The following is a 14,844-nucleotide window of genomic DNA, read 5'->3' as shown; positions in this document are numbered from 1 at the left end:
AACCTCCACCGTGATCATTAGGGTAAGCCCCGGACACCATAACCCTACGACTGATCGATCGAGATCCACCCAGAACTCTGATCGCCGTCGTTGATCGACCATCGTTCCTGAAAGTCGCCGCTCTGTTCCCGAAGTTCGACGATAATGTCGAACAGTGGTGCCAGCACGGAGACGACATCTGAGTCTCGGTCCATCGGTAGGTGGTAGTGGATCATACCGTCGGCGTCTCGAGTCCGACCGTTCGTCAGATGAACGAATTTGAAGACGCGTTCGACACCGTACTCCTCGAGGAGCGGCACCAGCGAATTGATGCCAACGCGGAGTTCTGCGGGGGCGAGACCGTCAGCTTCGGACTCGAACGATTCGATTGCGCTCGAGATAGCGATACCGAGGTCGGCAAGCGCGGTGGTCGTCGTCGGTGATGCCTCGAGCGATGGGGAGTCGGTCTCCGACGGATTCGCTCCGGCGTCACTCGCGGCGGTGCTGCGGGCCTGTGTGGCGTAGCTAACGAACTTGAGCGTATCGGACGTGTTGACGTCCGCGTCGACCAGGTGTGAGACGTCGTGTAAATCGCCGGTGGTCGAAACCAGCACGCGTCGACGTGGCCGGACGGTCGCCTGTCCCAGCAGTCGTCGACAGACGTTCTGCCGTTGATCAGCTCGAACGGAGCCGACGACGAGAACGCTCGCACCCTCACGTTTCAGTCGGGATAGCGTTTCGGTGAACTGCTCGCCGTCCGACCCGCTCCCCCAGTCCTTGCGCGAAAACATCAATATATGTTACGCCATTCGTCGAATCATACATTAAATGTTCGGGTTGAAGCGAAGCCGTATACTTGAGCCTTATGGCCGCTACGTTCGATTCGTCGTTCTGAGTGTATCTCTGTGCGCAACTTCGCGACGTCCGTTCGACAAAGGGCCTACGTCTGATTTGTGCACGACTCTCGCGGTTCGGATCGGTGGATATGGTTTACTCGTCGTCGCCGGAATCGTCTCCGTCGTTGCCAGAACCATCTCCGTTGCCACCGGTATCGTTGTCACCGTCATCACCGTCGTCACCGCTCTCGCTGGTATCGTCATCACCGTTCTCGCTGGTGTCGTCGTCACCACCTTCGCCATCCGTGATGACTTCGGTGCCGTCTGCGACCGCCTCGAGAACGTACGTCCGAGCGTCGTCCTGCTCGACGGGTTGAACGGCCGCGACGAAGGTCGTTTCTCCGCCGTCGCGAATCTCGAACCGTTCGTCGAACTGGAGGGGTCCGTCATCGGGTGTCGTTACCGTTGCTGGATCGTCGTTCGTCAGCGTTGCATCGATCCCGCTGACGTCTAACTGCAGGTGTTCGTACTCGTCGACCGGGAAGTCGCGTTCGTCGATCACTTGCGAGCCGTCCTCGAGCGCCACGAGGTCGACGTCTATGGCGTCGTCGAACTCGTAGTACGCTCGGTCGTCACGGGTATCGGTTTCCGACTGTTCGTCGTTTCCGTCGTTCTCCGATTCGCTTTCGTCATCGGTCTCGTCTGGTTCACGTTCCCCGTTCGTTTCACTGTCATCGTTCTCACCCGCTTCGGTTTCGTTGTCCGTCTCTTCGTCGTCGGTCTCGTGGGTTTCGTCGTCCGGAGCGGGAACGACCCACAGACCCTGAATCGTCGCGGTGAAGTCGTTGAAGTCGTCGAACGCGTCCGCTCCGGCGGCGAGTTCTGTGGTGAGCGTTCCGACCGGTTCGTCGTCACCGTTCCCGTCGTCCGAATCGTCGGTCTCGTCGCTGAGACATCCCGCGAGACCGATGGCACTCGCAACTGCAAACCCACTGGCTGCCTGGAGATACGTTCGCCGGTCGATGCCACATGTGCTGTCTGTCGTACCAGTCACGATCGACTGACATAGGCGCTGTGCGATATACGTACTCGCCGTCCATCCTCTCAATTTGTGCCGCATACCAAAATAGTGATTCTAGGTAGTGATTCTGGGTGTTGTCGGTGGACGCGGGAAGATCGCTTTCGGAAACTTACTGTTCGCAAAAAGTATGAGTGGTGAGGTGGTCAGTGGCAATCAGCGACGGTCAGTCCGCGGCGGGCCCCTCACGCCCGTCGCCACCGACGTACGCTCGGGTCGCGTCGACGAGCACTTGGCGGTAGGTACTCGAGTCGGGATCGCGGGCGAGTTCCCGAAACCGACGTTTGAACCCCTCGAAGTCGACGTGCGGGGCGTCCATCGCGGCCGCGTACGCGAGATCGTACAGTCGGTGATCGTCGTCGACGAGGTCGTGGCGTTCGGCGAGCGCGAGCGCAAACGCGGCGTTGACCGCCGTGATATCCGGATCGGAACTCGCCGAGAGGCGCTCGAATCCTGGACGGGACGGCGTCTCGGGGCGATCTGCGATCGCCATTGCGAGGCTCGATTCGAGGAAGGAGAGTAGTTTCTCGCCGGGGCCGACGGCGAGCGTGATGTCATCGGCGTAGATATCTTTCATGTGATTGGCGATCTGGTAGCAGTGGGCCAGCTTGCGCCGTTCGACGCTCTTGCCGGCGAGCGCGAGGTAGAGCACTTCCTCCGTCGACTGTGTGTGCGAGGGGTGTTTCTGTTCGTGTCGGGCCATGTGTGCGAACTCGTGGAGGGCCAGTTCGCGAGCCATGGCACTCGAGGCGGCCTGTCTCGAGATGTTTAGGACGTGGCGGTCGTCGTGGTGGCCGGCCCAGGTTCGTTCGTCGGGATCGTCCTGGAGCTGGACGTGAACCGGTAGCGAGAGGTCGTGTTCGGTCTCGAACAGGTCTCGAGCACCGAGGAACGGAGAGGTGGGACCGGCACCCTGCACGCGGAGATCCATGTGTATGAGTACCAAGTTCCGGCGGCGTATGTCTCTTGCGCCCGATTTCGACGGCCGAAGGTCGCCGCGGTGCGTGACAACCGACGGTCGGCGAGTCAGGTTCGGCAGTTGGATTCTCGTTCAGTCGCATTCGTAACGGGTTGTCGTGCCGGACGTGACAGCGAACCGCTTTCGTCGGCACCGAGCTCTCACTCACCGTCCTTTTCGACGGCGAGTTCGGCGCTGGATCCGCCGCGTTGGTTGTGTGGTATTCACTCACTCAAACTGGAAATATCGGCGCGAAAACCGGGAAATTCGACGGATTCCAGCGGCGACGAAACACTACCCTTTTGACCCCGCTACCGGTAACAGGGAGTATATGGGCCGACGCAAGAAGATCGTCCAAGAGTGTGAACGGCTGATGGACGAACCGGAGAACATCCGGAACATCGCCATCGCCGCTCACGTCGACCACGGAAAAACGACCCTTTCTGACAACCTCCTCGCGGGTGCGGGCATGATCTCCGACGAGACTGCCGGCGAACAGCTCGCGATGGACACGGAGGAAGACGAGCAGGAACGCGGGATCACCATCGACGCGGCGAACGTTTCGATGACCCACGAGTACGAGGGAACCAACCACCTCATCAACCTCATCGACACGCCGGGCCACGTCGACTTCGGTGGCGACGTCACCCGAGCGATGCGCGCCGTCGACGGTGCGCTCGTCGTCGTCGACGCCGTCGAAGGGGCCATGCCCCAGACGGAGACGGTGCTGCGACAGGCGCTCCGCGAGGGCGTCAAGCCAACCCTGTTCATCAACAAGGTCGACCGACTCATCTCGGAACTGCAGGAAGGTCCCGAAGAGATGCAACAGCGTCTCGTTTCGGTCATCCACGACGTCAACGAACTCATCCGTGGCATGACCCAGGACATGGACGACATCGACGACTGGACCGTCTCCGTCGAGGAGGGGACCGTCGGCTTCGGCTCCGCGCTGTACAAGTGGGGCGTCTCGATGCCGTCGATGCAGCGCACCGGGATGGACTTCGGCGAAATCATGGAACTCGAGCGCAACGACAACCGCCAGGAGCTCCACGAGCGGACGCCGCTGTCGGACGTCGTGCTCGACATGGTCTGTGAGCACTTCCCGAACCCTGTCGACGCCCAGCCGATGCGTATTCCGCGCATCTGGCGTGGGGACGACGAGTCCGACCTCGCAGAGACGATGCGTCTCGTCGACGAGGACGGCGAGGTCGTCTTCATGGTCACCGACATCGCGATGGACCCACACGCCGGCGAAGTCGCCTCCGGTCGTGTCTTCTCGGGCTCGCTCGAGAAGGGCCAGGAGCTGTACGTCTCCGGAACCGCGGGCAAGAACCGCGTCCAGTCCGTCGGGATCTACATGGGTGGCGAGCGCGAGGAAGTGGACCACGTTCCCGCGGGGAACATCGCCGCCGTCACCGGTCTCCGAGACGCCATCGCCGGATCGACGGTCTCGTCCATCGAGATGACGCCGTTCGAGTCGATCGAGCACATCTCGGAGCCGGTCATCACGAAGAGCGTGGAGGCCCAGACGATGGACGACCTGCCGAAGCTCATCGAGACGCTGCGCCAGGTCTCCAAGGAGGACCCCACGATCCAGATTACGATCAACGAGGACACTGGCGAGCACCTGATCTCCGGACAGGGTGAACTCCACCTCGAGGTCATCACCCAGCGTATCGAGAAGAACCAGGGCATTCCGGTCAACACCGGTGAACCGATCGTCGTCTACCGCGAGCAGCCCCAGCAGCCGAGCGACGAGATCGAAGGCATCTCGCCGAACCGCCACAACCGCTTCTACGTCTCCATCGAGCCGATGCCGGACGAACTCGTCGACGTGATCAAGATGGGCGAGGCGTCGATGGACATGCCAGAGCAGGAACGCCGAGAGGCCCTGCAAGAGGCCGGCATGCACAAGGACGACTCCCAGGAAGTCGAACACATCCACGGGACGAACATCCTCGTCGACGATACGAAGGGGATTCAGCACCTGAACGAGACGATGGAACTCGTGATCGAGGGATTCGAGGACGCCCTCGACAACGGCCCGCTCGCGAACGAGCCGGTCCAGGGGACCCTCATCCGACTGCACGACGCCCGACTCCACGAGGACACCATCCACCGTGGCCCGGCACAGGTCATCCCGGCAACCCGAAACGCGCTCCACAAGGCGCTGATCGACGGGAAGATCAAGCTGCTCGAGCCGATGCAGGACGCTCGGATCGACGTGCCGAACGACCACATGGGTGCCGCCTCCGGCGAGATCCAGGGTCGTCGCGGCCGCGTCGACGACATGTACCAGGAGGGTGACCTCATGGTCGTCGAGGGTATCGCGCCCGTCGACGAGATGATCGGCTTCGCGAGCGACATCCGCTCCGCGACCGAGGGGCGTGCCGCCTGGAACACCGAGAACGCTGGCTTCGAGGTCATGTCCGACTCCCTCCAGCGCGAGAAGATCATGGAGATCCGCGAGCGCAAGGGCATGAAGCTCGAGCTGCCGCCGAGCATCGACTACATCTAAGAGCAACGACCGCAACGAGCGGCCACCAAGTCAGTGCTCGGTCCCGGCCACTCTCCACGCGGAATATACGGCCGACCGACGCCGCCACCGCTCGAAGGTCGGGCAGTGGGGACCCGACGAAAGATGGGATCATCGCCGCGGAGGCGAGTATCGTTCCCTCTCACGAAAAACCGGACGCTCCCGGAAACGAACTGGATTTCGACGATTGCGTCGGTTATATTCGAGCGAGACTTCAGGCGCAGGAGGATATCAACGATCTCTCGGTATGATTTTCATCCAGAGATATCCGACGGATCGAACCGAGTACCGCCGGCCGGAAAGATCTCTGTGTGGCCCCTGGGTTCGAAATCTGCCGATAACAGCATCCTCGTCCGAAATCCGTCTGTTTCTCCGATCAACTGGATTAGTTTATTGAAACTCCCCCACGGTTTATTATCTGTCCAAACCTGATGGGTAAATAACACTAATATCAAAAACACACTGGGTGCAGTGGGAACACATATGCTAGTAGGGAGCTATTCGAAACTTTATCCAACTCTAAATAATTTAAAAAGTATTTAATAATTGGTCTGAATATGGCGTTACGGGCTATGTTAGAAAATAACACCCGTGATCTTGATAGACGATCGGTGCTGCAAGCAGCCGGCGCACTCGGCGCGCTGTTCGGCCTCAACGGCGTCGTATCCGCGACTCCAGGGCGAGAGCCGGGGCCGAAAAAGGACGAAATCGTCGTCGGCGTCGGCGCCTCAGTCTCGAGTCCGGAACAGGCGGTTGGGCCGCAGATTCCGAGCAACGCAGAGATCGTCCACACCAACGAAACGCTCGGCTATGCAGCCGTGGAGTTTCCCGAAAACGCGGCTGGAACGGCGAAAGAAAACTTCAAGCAGAACGTCCTCCAGGGCGAGGGAATCGAGTACGCCGAAGATAACGTCACCTACGAAACCCTCGAGATGCAGGCTCTCGAGAGCGACACCGAGGACGATAGCGCGGGTACCGAGGATGTCGACGCAAGCGTCGTCAACGATCCCCTGTTAGACAGACAGTACGCGCCACAGCAGGTCAACTGTTCCGAAGCCTGGGAGAAAACGCTCGGTGACTCGGACGTAACGATCTCGATCGTCGACCAGGGGATGCAGTACGACCACCCCAACTTGGCGGAGAACATGGACGGTAGCGTTTCGAACTACGGGTACGACTTCGTCGGGGGCGACGGCGATCCCTACCCCGCCAGCGCCGGCGAGAACCACGGCACCCACGTCGGCGGGATCGCGGCCGGAAGTACTGACAACGGTGAAGGCCACGCCGGCATCTCGAACTGTTCGATGCTGTCGGCTCGAGCGTTAGGCGACGGCGGCGGCGGGTCGTTGACCGACATCGCCGATGCGATTCAGTGGTCCGCGGATCAGGGGGCTGACATCATCAACATGTCGCTGGGCGGTGGCGGGTACACGCAGCTGATGGCGGACGCGTGTGCCTACGCCCAAAACGAGGGATCGCTACTCGTCGCAGCGGCGGGTAACGATTACGGCGGCAGCGTCTCGTACCCGGCCGCCTACGAAACGGTGATGGCTGTCTCCTCGCTCGACGAGGGTGAGACGTTGTCGGCGTTCTCGAACGTCGGACCGGAAACCGAACTGGCCGCTCCCGGGGGCGACGTCCTCTCGACTGTCAACTGGGACGATTACGACTCCTTCTCCGGGACGTCGATGGCGTCGCCGGTCGTCGCGGGCGTTGCCGGGCTCACACTTTCGGCGTGGCCGTCGCTCTCTAACGACGAACTGCGGAGTCACCTCCACGAGACGGCCGTCGACATCGGTCTCTCGGCGGAAGAACAGGGACACGGGCGCGTCGATGCGGGGAACGCGGTAACAACCGAACCGGGGACTGAACCGGATCCGGATCCGGATCCCGATCCGGAACCGGGCGAGTGCGGCGACGAGAGTAACACCGCAAGCGCCGACGGTGAACTCAGCGACGGCTGGTGGGGCAATCAGAGCGACAGCTACAGCTACGAACTCGCGACGGAGAACCCCTGTAGCGCCACCGTCACGCTAGACGGTCCCGCCACTGACGCGACGTTCGACCTCTACCTGACCCTCGACGGTCGCCAGCCAACGACTAGCGACTACGACGAACTCTCGGCTGACTGGGGTGCTGACGAGCAGATCGAGGTCGATCTCGACGGCGACGAGGAGCTCGGTATTCTAGTCGACCGGTACAGCGGCAGCGGCTCCTACACGATTACGGTCGAGGAACTGGGCAAGTAGCGCGGCAACCGGTTTCCACGCGGAACCAGAAACACATGTTTCGGCCGGTGACAGCAGGACGACGGAAGCGCGGCCGTTACTCCCGTTCGCCCGCACCGAGTGCACTCTCGCCGACCTTCTCGTGGCCCTCGATGATCTCCTGACCACCCATGTACGGCTGCAGAGCTTCGGGAATATCGACCGTGCCGTCGTCGTTCTGGTAGTACTCGAGGACCGCAACCATCACGCGCGGAATCGCCAGCCCTGAGGCGTTCAGGGTGTGGAGGTACTCGGCCGACTCGTGGCGTTCGGGTCGGTAGCGCAGTCCGGCGCGGCGGGCTTGGAACTCCTCGAAGTTCGAGGCCGACGAGACCTCGAGCCAGCGGCCGCCCTCCTCGGGACCGTCGTCCATGTCGTCGCCGGGCGCCCAGACCTCGATATCGTAGGTCTTTGCGCTCGCGAAGGTCAGATCGCCGGTACAGAGTTCGAGGATGCGGTAGGGGAGGCCGAGCTGCCGGAGCACTTCCTCGGCCTCATCGAGCAGGGCCTCGAGGCGGTCGTAGCTCTCTTCGGGTTCGACGAAGTTGACGAGTTCGACCTTGTTGAACTGGTGAACGCGGACGATACCGCGGGTTTCGGTGCCGTGCTCGCCGGCTTCACGACGGAAGTTCGGGGTGTAGGCCTGGTGTTTGAGCGGGAGGTCGTCTGTGAGGAGGATCTCGTCGGCGTACATGTTGGTGACCGGCACCTCCGCGGTGGGACAGAGCCAGAGGTCGTCGTCGTCGTACGCCTCCTCGTCGCCGCCGAGTCGGTAGGCGTCGTCGGCGAATTTCGGTAACTGGCCGGTGCCGCGCATCGACTCGCTCGTCACGGGAACCGGCGGGAAGACGTCGACGTACTCCTGCTCGCGGTGGAGATCCAGCATGAACTGGATCAGCGCGTGCTCGAGTCGCGCGCCGTCGCCCTTGAGGAAGTAAAAGCCCGAGCCGGTGGTCTTGGCCCCGCGAGCCTCGTCGATGATGTCCAGGTCTTCGCCGAGTTCGTAGTGGGGCGTGATCTCGTCGGGGTCGACGCGGAGGTCGTCGAACCCCCAACGCCGGTCCTCGACGTTGTGGCGCTCGTCGACGCCCTTCGGAACGCTCTCGTGGGGAAGCTGTGGCACCTCGAGCAGGCGCTCTTCGAGTTCGTCCTGCAGTTCGGTGGCTTCGCTCTCTACCGCCTCGATGTCGGCTTTGAGCTCCTTCGACTGGGCGATCGCCTCGTCCTTTTCCTCCTGTTTGCCGTCGGCGACCAGTTCGCCGATCTGCTGGGTGACCTGATTTCGCTCGTGGCGGAGTTCGTCGCCGCGAGCTTTCAGTTCCCGCCAGCGTTCGTCGATCTCGAGGAGTTCGTCGAGGTCCACGTCGGCACCTCGAGCCTCGAGACCGTCGCGTACCTCCTCGGGGTTGTCGCGTAGATAGGTCCGGTCGAGCATTGCTCGTGCGTTCTTTGCGCCCGGCCAAAACCGTGTCGAAGTACCTTTTTCCGCCTCGGGTTCGTTCGCTACGCTTACTCACCTTTCGGCGCAAAAATCTACGCTAAAAAGGCCGCCTCCACGGGCTTCGCCCGTTCCGGCGGTAAGCTGCTTGCTTCGTCTCCGCGCGGTGTCACCGCGCGAACGGACTGTGCCGTCCCGCACTCGCGGATGCTTCCGTTCGGGAAACGCTTTTTTCGACGGGCGACCGAGTTCGACCTATGGACCCGCTCGAGGGCGAAGCGTCGTCGGTATCGGTGGAGTACGAACCGGTCAGCGTCAAGGACGTACTCATCGAGATGAAAGACACCGCGGAGTTGCTCATCGACCTCTCGTACTCGGCGGTCCTCCACCGCAACGTGGATCTCGCACAGGAGGTGCTTCGACTGGAAGAGCGGATGAACGTCCTCGAGCTCCGCGCGCGGATGAGCCTCATGATGGCCGTCCGAAAGCCGGCCGACGCGGAGGAGCTCGCGCCCGTGCTGGGGATCGTCGCCGCCGCCGACGCGATCAGCGACGCGGCGGGCGACATCGCGAAGATCGTTCTCGAGGAGATGGGGCTGCCGGAAGCCATGCGGGCCGCCTTGCCCGAGGCCGCCGAGGTGCTCGTTCGCGGCGTCGTCGACCCCGACTCCGAGTACGCCGATCGCACGCTCGAGGATATCGACCTCGAGTCCGAGACCGGCGTGCGCGTGATCGCGCTCCGACGCGGTGAGGACTGGCTGTTGAATCCCGGGCCGACGACGACCGTCTCGAGCGGCGACGTCGCGCTCCTCCGCGGTCCCGATACGGCGATCGGCGACGTTTGCGAGGTGCTGACCGGCGACGTTTACGAGACGCCGACGGTCGACAGTCCGGGGATTCCGGACCTCGAACGGGCCGTGGACACGATCATCCACATGAAGAACCTCTCGGAGCTGGCGGTCGATCTGGCCTACAGCAGCGTGCTGTTCGACAGCGCGGAGTTGGCCGAGGAGGTCCGCAACTTAGAGGTCGAGGTCGACGCCATGCAGTCGCGCTTCGAGGCCTGGACGCTCCGGGCGGCCGCCGATGCGGAGGATCCGGTCGTACTGCGGGGACTCATTAGGCTAGGAACCAGCACGGAGGTCATCAGCGACGCGGCGATCGACATCAGCGAGGGCGTGCTCCGGGATATCGACGTCCACCCGGTGGTTCAGCTGGCGGTACAGGAAAGCGACGAGATCATCACTCGTGTCGAGGTCGAACCGGGCAGCGACCTCGACGGCACGACGGTCACGTCGGGGGTCCCCGAGGTCGAGTCGACGATGTCGGTGATCGCCATCCGCCGACCGGGCGACGGCTGGCTGCTGGTGACCGACGCCGACGCCGAACTCCGGGGCGGTGACGTCCTGATCTCGAAGGGGACCCGGACGGCCGCGGCGGCGTTCGAGGAATTAGCTCGAGCCTGACCGACCCGTCCGCCGATCGCTCTTGTTTCGGTTCGACTTCGCCGTCTCGCGTAGACGAAGCTACCCGGCGTACGCGATCAGCATCGAGACCAGTTCGAGGTAGACGAGCGCGCCGAGAACGGCGACGACGACGGCGAGGGTGAGCGGCACGAGCGTCGGCGGCTGTTTCTGAAACTGGATCGTCCGAAGCAATCCCATCATCGACCGGCTCGCCTCCGGTCTGCGGTCTTTCGGTAAGGGGAGTGACGAGGTCGGCTGCGTCGGGGTGCGTGGGTGACCATACAGATGTGGCCCACATCGTTGCACTTGAAACTCAGTCAGACGCCCGACGGACGGACAGCGGACGGCGGTTTCACGACCCTGCGGAAACCTCCCGTAGTGGCGCTCTACGTCCCGTTAGGCGGCAGTTCCCCCATCGCACGTCAGCTGTGCACTCGCCGAACGTCCGTGGCCCGCTCGAATCGATCGCCGTTACTCGTCTCGAAGCGCGTCCGCGACCGCCTCGAGTTCCGCCTTTCGAAGGGGGCGCTCTGCCTCGGCCGGATCGTCCTTGTCGAGGACGTCGATCTTCCAGAGAATCCCCGCACGCATCTGCGGTTTCGAGGGGAGGCCGCTCGTCCCGATATCGTACCCGACGGCGTCGCAGATCGCGGCGAGCGCTTCTTTCGTGAAGGCCGTCGATTCGACGCGCTCGTACCGCCCCACGGCCAGTCGGATTTCGTTCCGGAGGTCGTCGACAGTCGGTGACACGTCTAGCACAACGGCGGGCGTCTCCGTGTAGATTCCGGCCGCGAGTCGAACGCTGCTCACCGATTAGAATCCGAGGACCAGCGCCGAGACGCCGATGAAGATGACCATCCCGAAGACGTCGACGACGTTGGTGACGATCGGAATCGTCGTGTCGTCGGGGTCGATCCCGAGTCGGTAGGAGCCGTAGGTCGCCGCGAAGCTGAAGACGATCGCGATGACGGCCACCGACATCCCGCTGACGAGCGAGATGAGAAGCAGCGGACCGAAGCCGACGACCCCGCCGAAGACGATCGCGTCGATCGCCGCGGCCCCGATCGCCAGCGCCGTGAATATCGTCGCCGCGAGCGCGAGAACCGCCGCCACGTCCGCCCAGAGCTCCCGATCGCGCGGGTCGAGCTCGGTCGTCCCCAGGTGAAAGCGCGTCGACAGCCGCGAGCTCAGGATCGCCCCGAGGTTGCCGCCCATATCGACCATCGTCGGCACCATCACCGCGAGGACGGCGAACTCCTCTAACATCTCCTCGGCTCCCTCGAGCGTGATCCCGGCCCAGAGGACGATGATCGAGAGGACGACCAGCAGCGGGAACATATTGGCGACGATGCGCTTCCAGTCCCAGGTGCCGAGCGACCCCCCGGTGACGACCATCAGACGAGCACCTCCACGAGCCCGATCGCGAACAGCATGAACAGCATGCCGAAGATGTCACCGAGGGTCGTCACGATCGGGCCGACGAGGTTGTCGGGGTCGTAGCCGTACTTGTAGCCCAGAAAGATCAGCGCGAGCAGGCCGAAGATGAGGACGACGGAGGTCAGGACCCCGGCGACGAGCATGATGCCGACGAGTTCGTACAGCGCGGCGACCTCCCAGCCGATCGCCAGCAGCGCGCCCCACGTGACCACGCCGATAACGATCGAGATACCGATCCCGTTGACGAACGAAGCGATAACCGCGTTGACCAGTCGGTCGTTCCACTCGAACCGCGGTTCGATGAGCCCTTGGTGGAGCCCGCTCGAGATGCGCCCGCCCAGCGCGCCGTAGACGTTCCCTCGCGTCGCCAGAAAGACCGGCACCATCACGAGCAGCCCCGGAAAGCGGTCGACGCTCTCTAAGATTCCCTCGAGTACGAGTCCAGCGAAGAGACCGCCGCCCAGTGCGATCAACAGGATAGGGAGCGCCTCCCGGTAGATGGACCAGAAGTCGCCGCGAACGCTCATATCAGCAAATCACTGAGTCCGATGTTAAACGTACCGGGACCGATTCGCCACCGATCGTGATGGCGATCCGTCGCGACTCGATTCGATACCTGTTTGGTTTGTTATCGGGTGGTGTGGTAGTCGAATACGATAGTAGTCCTAGATGAAAAGGAGTTTTAGACATCTCTAATATTTTTGTAGTGCATGCTGAATACCAACCACAGCAGTCGGTACAGCACCGATACCTCGATAAGCGAGGTCGACAAGCGGTCGATAGGGACGACGCCACCGATATTTTCATAACGTGGCTTCCCAACGGAACTGTGGTCCCACGCCCCTTACAACACCATCGGGTCCGTGACCGGTGTTTCTTTTTCGACACTCTCCCGTTACAATCGTATGGTTCACCACGTTCTCGTCCCCGTGGATGGCTCGAGACCCGCACGATCAGCCCTCGAGTACGCACTCGAGCAGTTCCCGGACGCCCAACTGACGCTGCTGTACGTCGTCGGCCTCATGATCGACTACAGCCGTCGCCAGTCGTATCCGGGCTCCACGGCCGACGGCGAACGCGACACTGAACGGCAGAAGACGGTAACGGTCGTCAGCGACTCGAGCACCGAGTAGAACGCGTCTCAGCGTGAGTTCGCCGCGGATCGACGATCCCGTCGGCCGTCCACCAGGTGCCCCGGAAGCAACTTGAGGTAGAGGAACGGAACGAACCACTCGAGACCCGGTGGAACCGCGACGACGTACAGCGCGACCAGCAGTCCCACGGAGAAGACGCCCATCGCGACCGGCCGCTCGAGGTCGTCGGGTGTGGCGAGGATCACCGCTGCACCGAAGACGAGAAATCCGTAGATGACTGCTGCGTCCGCCCACGTCAGTCCGACGAACAGCCAGGCGAGGACGAACGGGTGGAGGTGGCCGGCGACGAACCGAAAGTGGTCACGGCGCGTCTGTGCGGGGCGGTGCCACCACCGGGTCCCGGAAACCGTCGTATTCGCGACGATCCCGCCCGCGATGTCGAAGGCCACGAGGACGACGACGCCCCGCTGGAACGGGGTCCAATCCGGTTGCGCGATGGTGGTGTACAGGAGCAGGCCCGTACAGAACACGACGCTGTATCCCAGTATCAATCCGTTCTCGGCTCGGGTCGACTCCGGTCCGACGAGTCGATCCCACAGGCCACGGGCTCCGGTTCTGGGTGCGTGTGCGATGCCGTCCTCGCGTTCCATACCGAACGGGAGGTGACGAACGGTGATGAACGAATGGGCCGCTTCGAGGGGCGAGAGGCGGCCGACTCGAGTCGGTTACGGGGGACCGAGTGCGACGAGCCCCCACGCGAGTCCGATTGCCAGAAGCGAGAGCGCGAGATTGCCCGCGGCGTTGACGACGGCGAGTAGTCGGTCGCCCCGTTCGTACAGCTGGACGGTCTCGACGGAGAACGAGGAGAAGGTCGTGAACGCGCCGCAGATGCCGATTCCGACGAGTTGGATCGTCGACTCGCCCACGCTGGCGAATATCGCGAGTCCGAAGACGAAACTGCCGAGCACGTTCACCGCGAGCGTCGGCCACGGGAACCGGTCGCTCGAGAACTGCAGATACACCCAGTGGCGCAACACGGCACCGATTGCGCCGCCGGTGCCGACGATGTGTGCGGGTTCGGGATCGAAGGTAACGAACCCGGGAACTGTACTCCCGATCACGCCGCCTCACCTCCCGCGGCGGGAGTGGCGTCGTCGTCGCGAAGCCGGCGTGCGAGTTCTCGACTCGCGAGGACGGCGGTAAAGCCGAGTCCGTAGTTCGCGGCAACGATGGCGACGAGCGCGAGAGGGTCGGCCGCAAGCGCCGACTGGATCGCGAACGTGCTGTAGGTCGTCAGCGACGAGAGAAAGCCGGTCGTGAAGACCGTTCGGGATCGTCCGGCAACGAGTCCCGCGTACTCGGCCTCGTAGACCAGAAACCCGAGCGCGAAACAGCCGAGGACGTTGACCAGCAACACGGCCTGCACGTCGGAGAACAGACCCAGTGCGAAATACCGGAGGTTCGAACCGGCGAAACCGCCGATACCGATCAGTGCGAGCGTCTCGAGACGAACGATGGGGTGGGCTGCCATGGCTGATACGTTGACAGGGACCGTCAGCCGCCCCCGCGATCGGACGCGATCGTCGGCGGATCGACGTCGGTCGCAGCGACCGCGAGCGTTCGGCAGTTGGGTCGGGCGGGCCCCATCGCCCGGATACGCCGGTGTTCTCACAGGATCGGCTTGAGGATTGCGGAACGTCGACCCGTCTCGGCCCGCCGCTGTAACACCACTCCACGAGATGATCGAGAAACCGC

At 62.8% G+C, this 14,844-nt stretch carries 15 protein-coding genes; 4 read left to right on the top strand and 11 right to left on the bottom strand.

All coding sequences use genetic code 11. From position 1 onward, the window contains the following. Nucleotides 1-44: 44 nt before the first annotated feature. From ACSFDB_RS16485 to ACSFDB_RS16475, 3 genes are all read right to left on the bottom strand, one after another. Nucleotides 45-770 carry a DUF7504 family protein gene (locus ACSFDB_RS16485; RefSeq protein WP_440772014.1) on the bottom strand — a complete coding sequence of 242 codons (726 nt, stop codon included), beginning with the start codon at nucleotides 768-770 and terminating at the stop codon, nucleotides 45-47. 199 nt (nucleotides 771-969) lie between these two features. Further along, complete coding sequence (locus tag ACSFDB_RS16480) at nucleotides 970-1,869, bottom strand: hypothetical protein (RefSeq protein WP_440772013.1); 900 nt, start codon at nucleotides 1,867-1,869, stop codon at nucleotides 970-972. Between the two features lie 190 nt (nucleotides 1,870-2,059). Further along, on the bottom strand, nucleotides 2,060-2,824 hold the full coding sequence (locus tag ACSFDB_RS16475) for a DUF5781 family protein (protein ID WP_440772012.1): 765 nt from the start codon (nucleotides 2,822-2,824) through the stop codon (nucleotides 2,060-2,062). 358 nt (nucleotides 2,825-3,182) lie between these two features. On the opposite strand from ACSFDB_RS16475, the gene ACSFDB_RS16470 reads away from it, so the two are divergent. Together ACSFDB_RS16470 and ACSFDB_RS16465 are read left to right on the top strand one after the other, a co-directional pair. Beyond that, nucleotides 3,183-5,369, top strand: a complete 2,187-nt coding sequence (locus tag ACSFDB_RS16470; protein ID WP_440772011.1) for an elongation factor EF-2 — start codon at nucleotides 3,183-3,185, stop codon at nucleotides 5,367-5,369. A gap of 590 nt (nucleotides 5,370-5,959) precedes the next feature. Then, nucleotides 5,960-7,636 (top strand): S8 family serine peptidase, encoded by a 1,677-nt coding sequence (locus tag ACSFDB_RS16465; protein WP_440772010.1) that lies wholly within the window; start codon nucleotides 5,960-5,962, stop codon nucleotides 7,634-7,636. 76 nt (nucleotides 7,637-7,712) lie between these two features. Here ACSFDB_RS16465 and serS read toward each other — a convergent pair whose 3' ends face one another. Then, nucleotides 7,713-9,089 carry a serine--tRNA ligase gene (gene serS, locus ACSFDB_RS16460; RefSeq protein ID WP_440772009.1) on the bottom strand — a complete coding sequence of 459 codons (1,377 nt, stop codon included), beginning with the start codon at nucleotides 9,087-9,089 and terminating at the stop codon, nucleotides 7,713-7,715. Nucleotides 9,090-9,349: 260 nt separating this feature from the next. Here serS and ACSFDB_RS16455 point away from each other — a divergent pair, with 260 nt between their 5' ends. Beyond that, nucleotides 9,350-10,558: a potassium channel family protein gene (locus ACSFDB_RS16455; protein WP_440772008.1), complete on the top strand. Its 1,209-nt coding sequence runs from the start codon at nucleotides 9,350-9,352 to the stop codon at nucleotides 10,556-10,558. A 60-nt stretch (nucleotides 10,559-10,618) separates the two neighbouring features. Here ACSFDB_RS16455 and ACSFDB_RS16450 read toward each other — a convergent pair whose 3' ends face one another. From ACSFDB_RS16450 to ACSFDB_RS16435, 4 genes are all read right to left on the bottom strand, one after another. Further along, nucleotides 10,619-10,759 (bottom strand): hypothetical protein, encoded by a 141-nt coding sequence (locus ACSFDB_RS16450; protein WP_440772007.1) that lies wholly within the window; start codon nucleotides 10,757-10,759, stop codon nucleotides 10,619-10,621. 270 nt (nucleotides 10,760-11,029) lie between these two features. Further along, complete coding sequence (locus ACSFDB_RS16445) at nucleotides 11,030-11,308, bottom strand: hypothetical protein (protein WP_440772254.1); 279 nt, start codon at nucleotides 11,306-11,308, stop codon at nucleotides 11,030-11,032. 63 nt (nucleotides 11,309-11,371) lie between these two features. Next, nucleotides 11,372-11,953 carry a magnesium transporter gene (locus tag ACSFDB_RS16440; RefSeq protein WP_440772006.1) on the bottom strand — a complete coding sequence of 194 codons (582 nt, stop codon included), beginning with the start codon at nucleotides 11,951-11,953 and terminating at the stop codon, nucleotides 11,372-11,374. After that, nucleotides 11,953-12,522 carry a magnesium transporter gene (locus ACSFDB_RS16435; protein WP_440772005.1) on the bottom strand — a complete coding sequence of 190 codons (570 nt, stop codon included), beginning with the start codon at nucleotides 12,520-12,522 and terminating at the stop codon, nucleotides 11,953-11,955. Before ACSFDB_RS16435 ends, ACSFDB_RS16440 begins: the two co-directional genes overlap by 1 nt. 378 nt (nucleotides 12,523-12,900) lie before the next feature. Here ACSFDB_RS16435 and ACSFDB_RS16430 point away from each other — a divergent pair, with 378 nt between their 5' ends. Next, nucleotides 12,901-13,128: a universal stress protein gene (locus tag ACSFDB_RS16430; protein ID WP_440772004.1), complete on the top strand. Its 228-nt coding sequence runs from the start codon at nucleotides 12,901-12,903 to the stop codon at nucleotides 13,126-13,128. Between the two features lie 8 nt (nucleotides 13,129-13,136). Here the strand turns inward: ACSFDB_RS16430 and ACSFDB_RS16425 are convergent, their stop codons facing one another. From ACSFDB_RS16425 to ACSFDB_RS16415, 3 genes are all read right to left on the bottom strand, one after another. Beyond that, the gene (locus tag ACSFDB_RS16425) at nucleotides 13,137-13,739 is read right to left on the bottom strand and encodes a hypothetical protein (RefSeq protein WP_440772003.1); all 603 of its coding nucleotides are present in this window, start codon (nucleotides 13,737-13,739) and stop codon (nucleotides 13,137-13,139) included. Between the two features lie 75 nt (nucleotides 13,740-13,814). Further along, complete coding sequence (locus ACSFDB_RS16420; RefSeq protein ID WP_440772002.1) at nucleotides 13,815-14,210, bottom strand: fluoride efflux transporter FluC; 396 nt, start codon at nucleotides 14,208-14,210, stop codon at nucleotides 13,815-13,817. Continuing rightward, the gene (locus tag ACSFDB_RS16415) at nucleotides 14,207-14,620 is read right to left on the bottom strand and encodes a CrcB family protein (RefSeq protein ID WP_440772001.1); all 414 of its coding nucleotides are present in this window, start codon (nucleotides 14,618-14,620) and stop codon (nucleotides 14,207-14,209) included. The genes ACSFDB_RS16420 and ACSFDB_RS16415 overlap by 4 nt, the downstream gene beginning before the upstream one ends. Nucleotides 14,621-14,844: the final 224 nt, after the last annotated feature.

Origin of the sequence: Natronorubrum amylolyticum (assembly GCF_052040145.1) — an archaeon.
Lineage (GTDB): Archaea > Halobacteriota > Halobacteria > Halobacteriales > Natrialbaceae > Natronorubrum.
The sequence above is the reverse complement of the archived record's forward strand: the minus strand, read 5'-3'. Positions and strand labels throughout refer to the sequence as shown.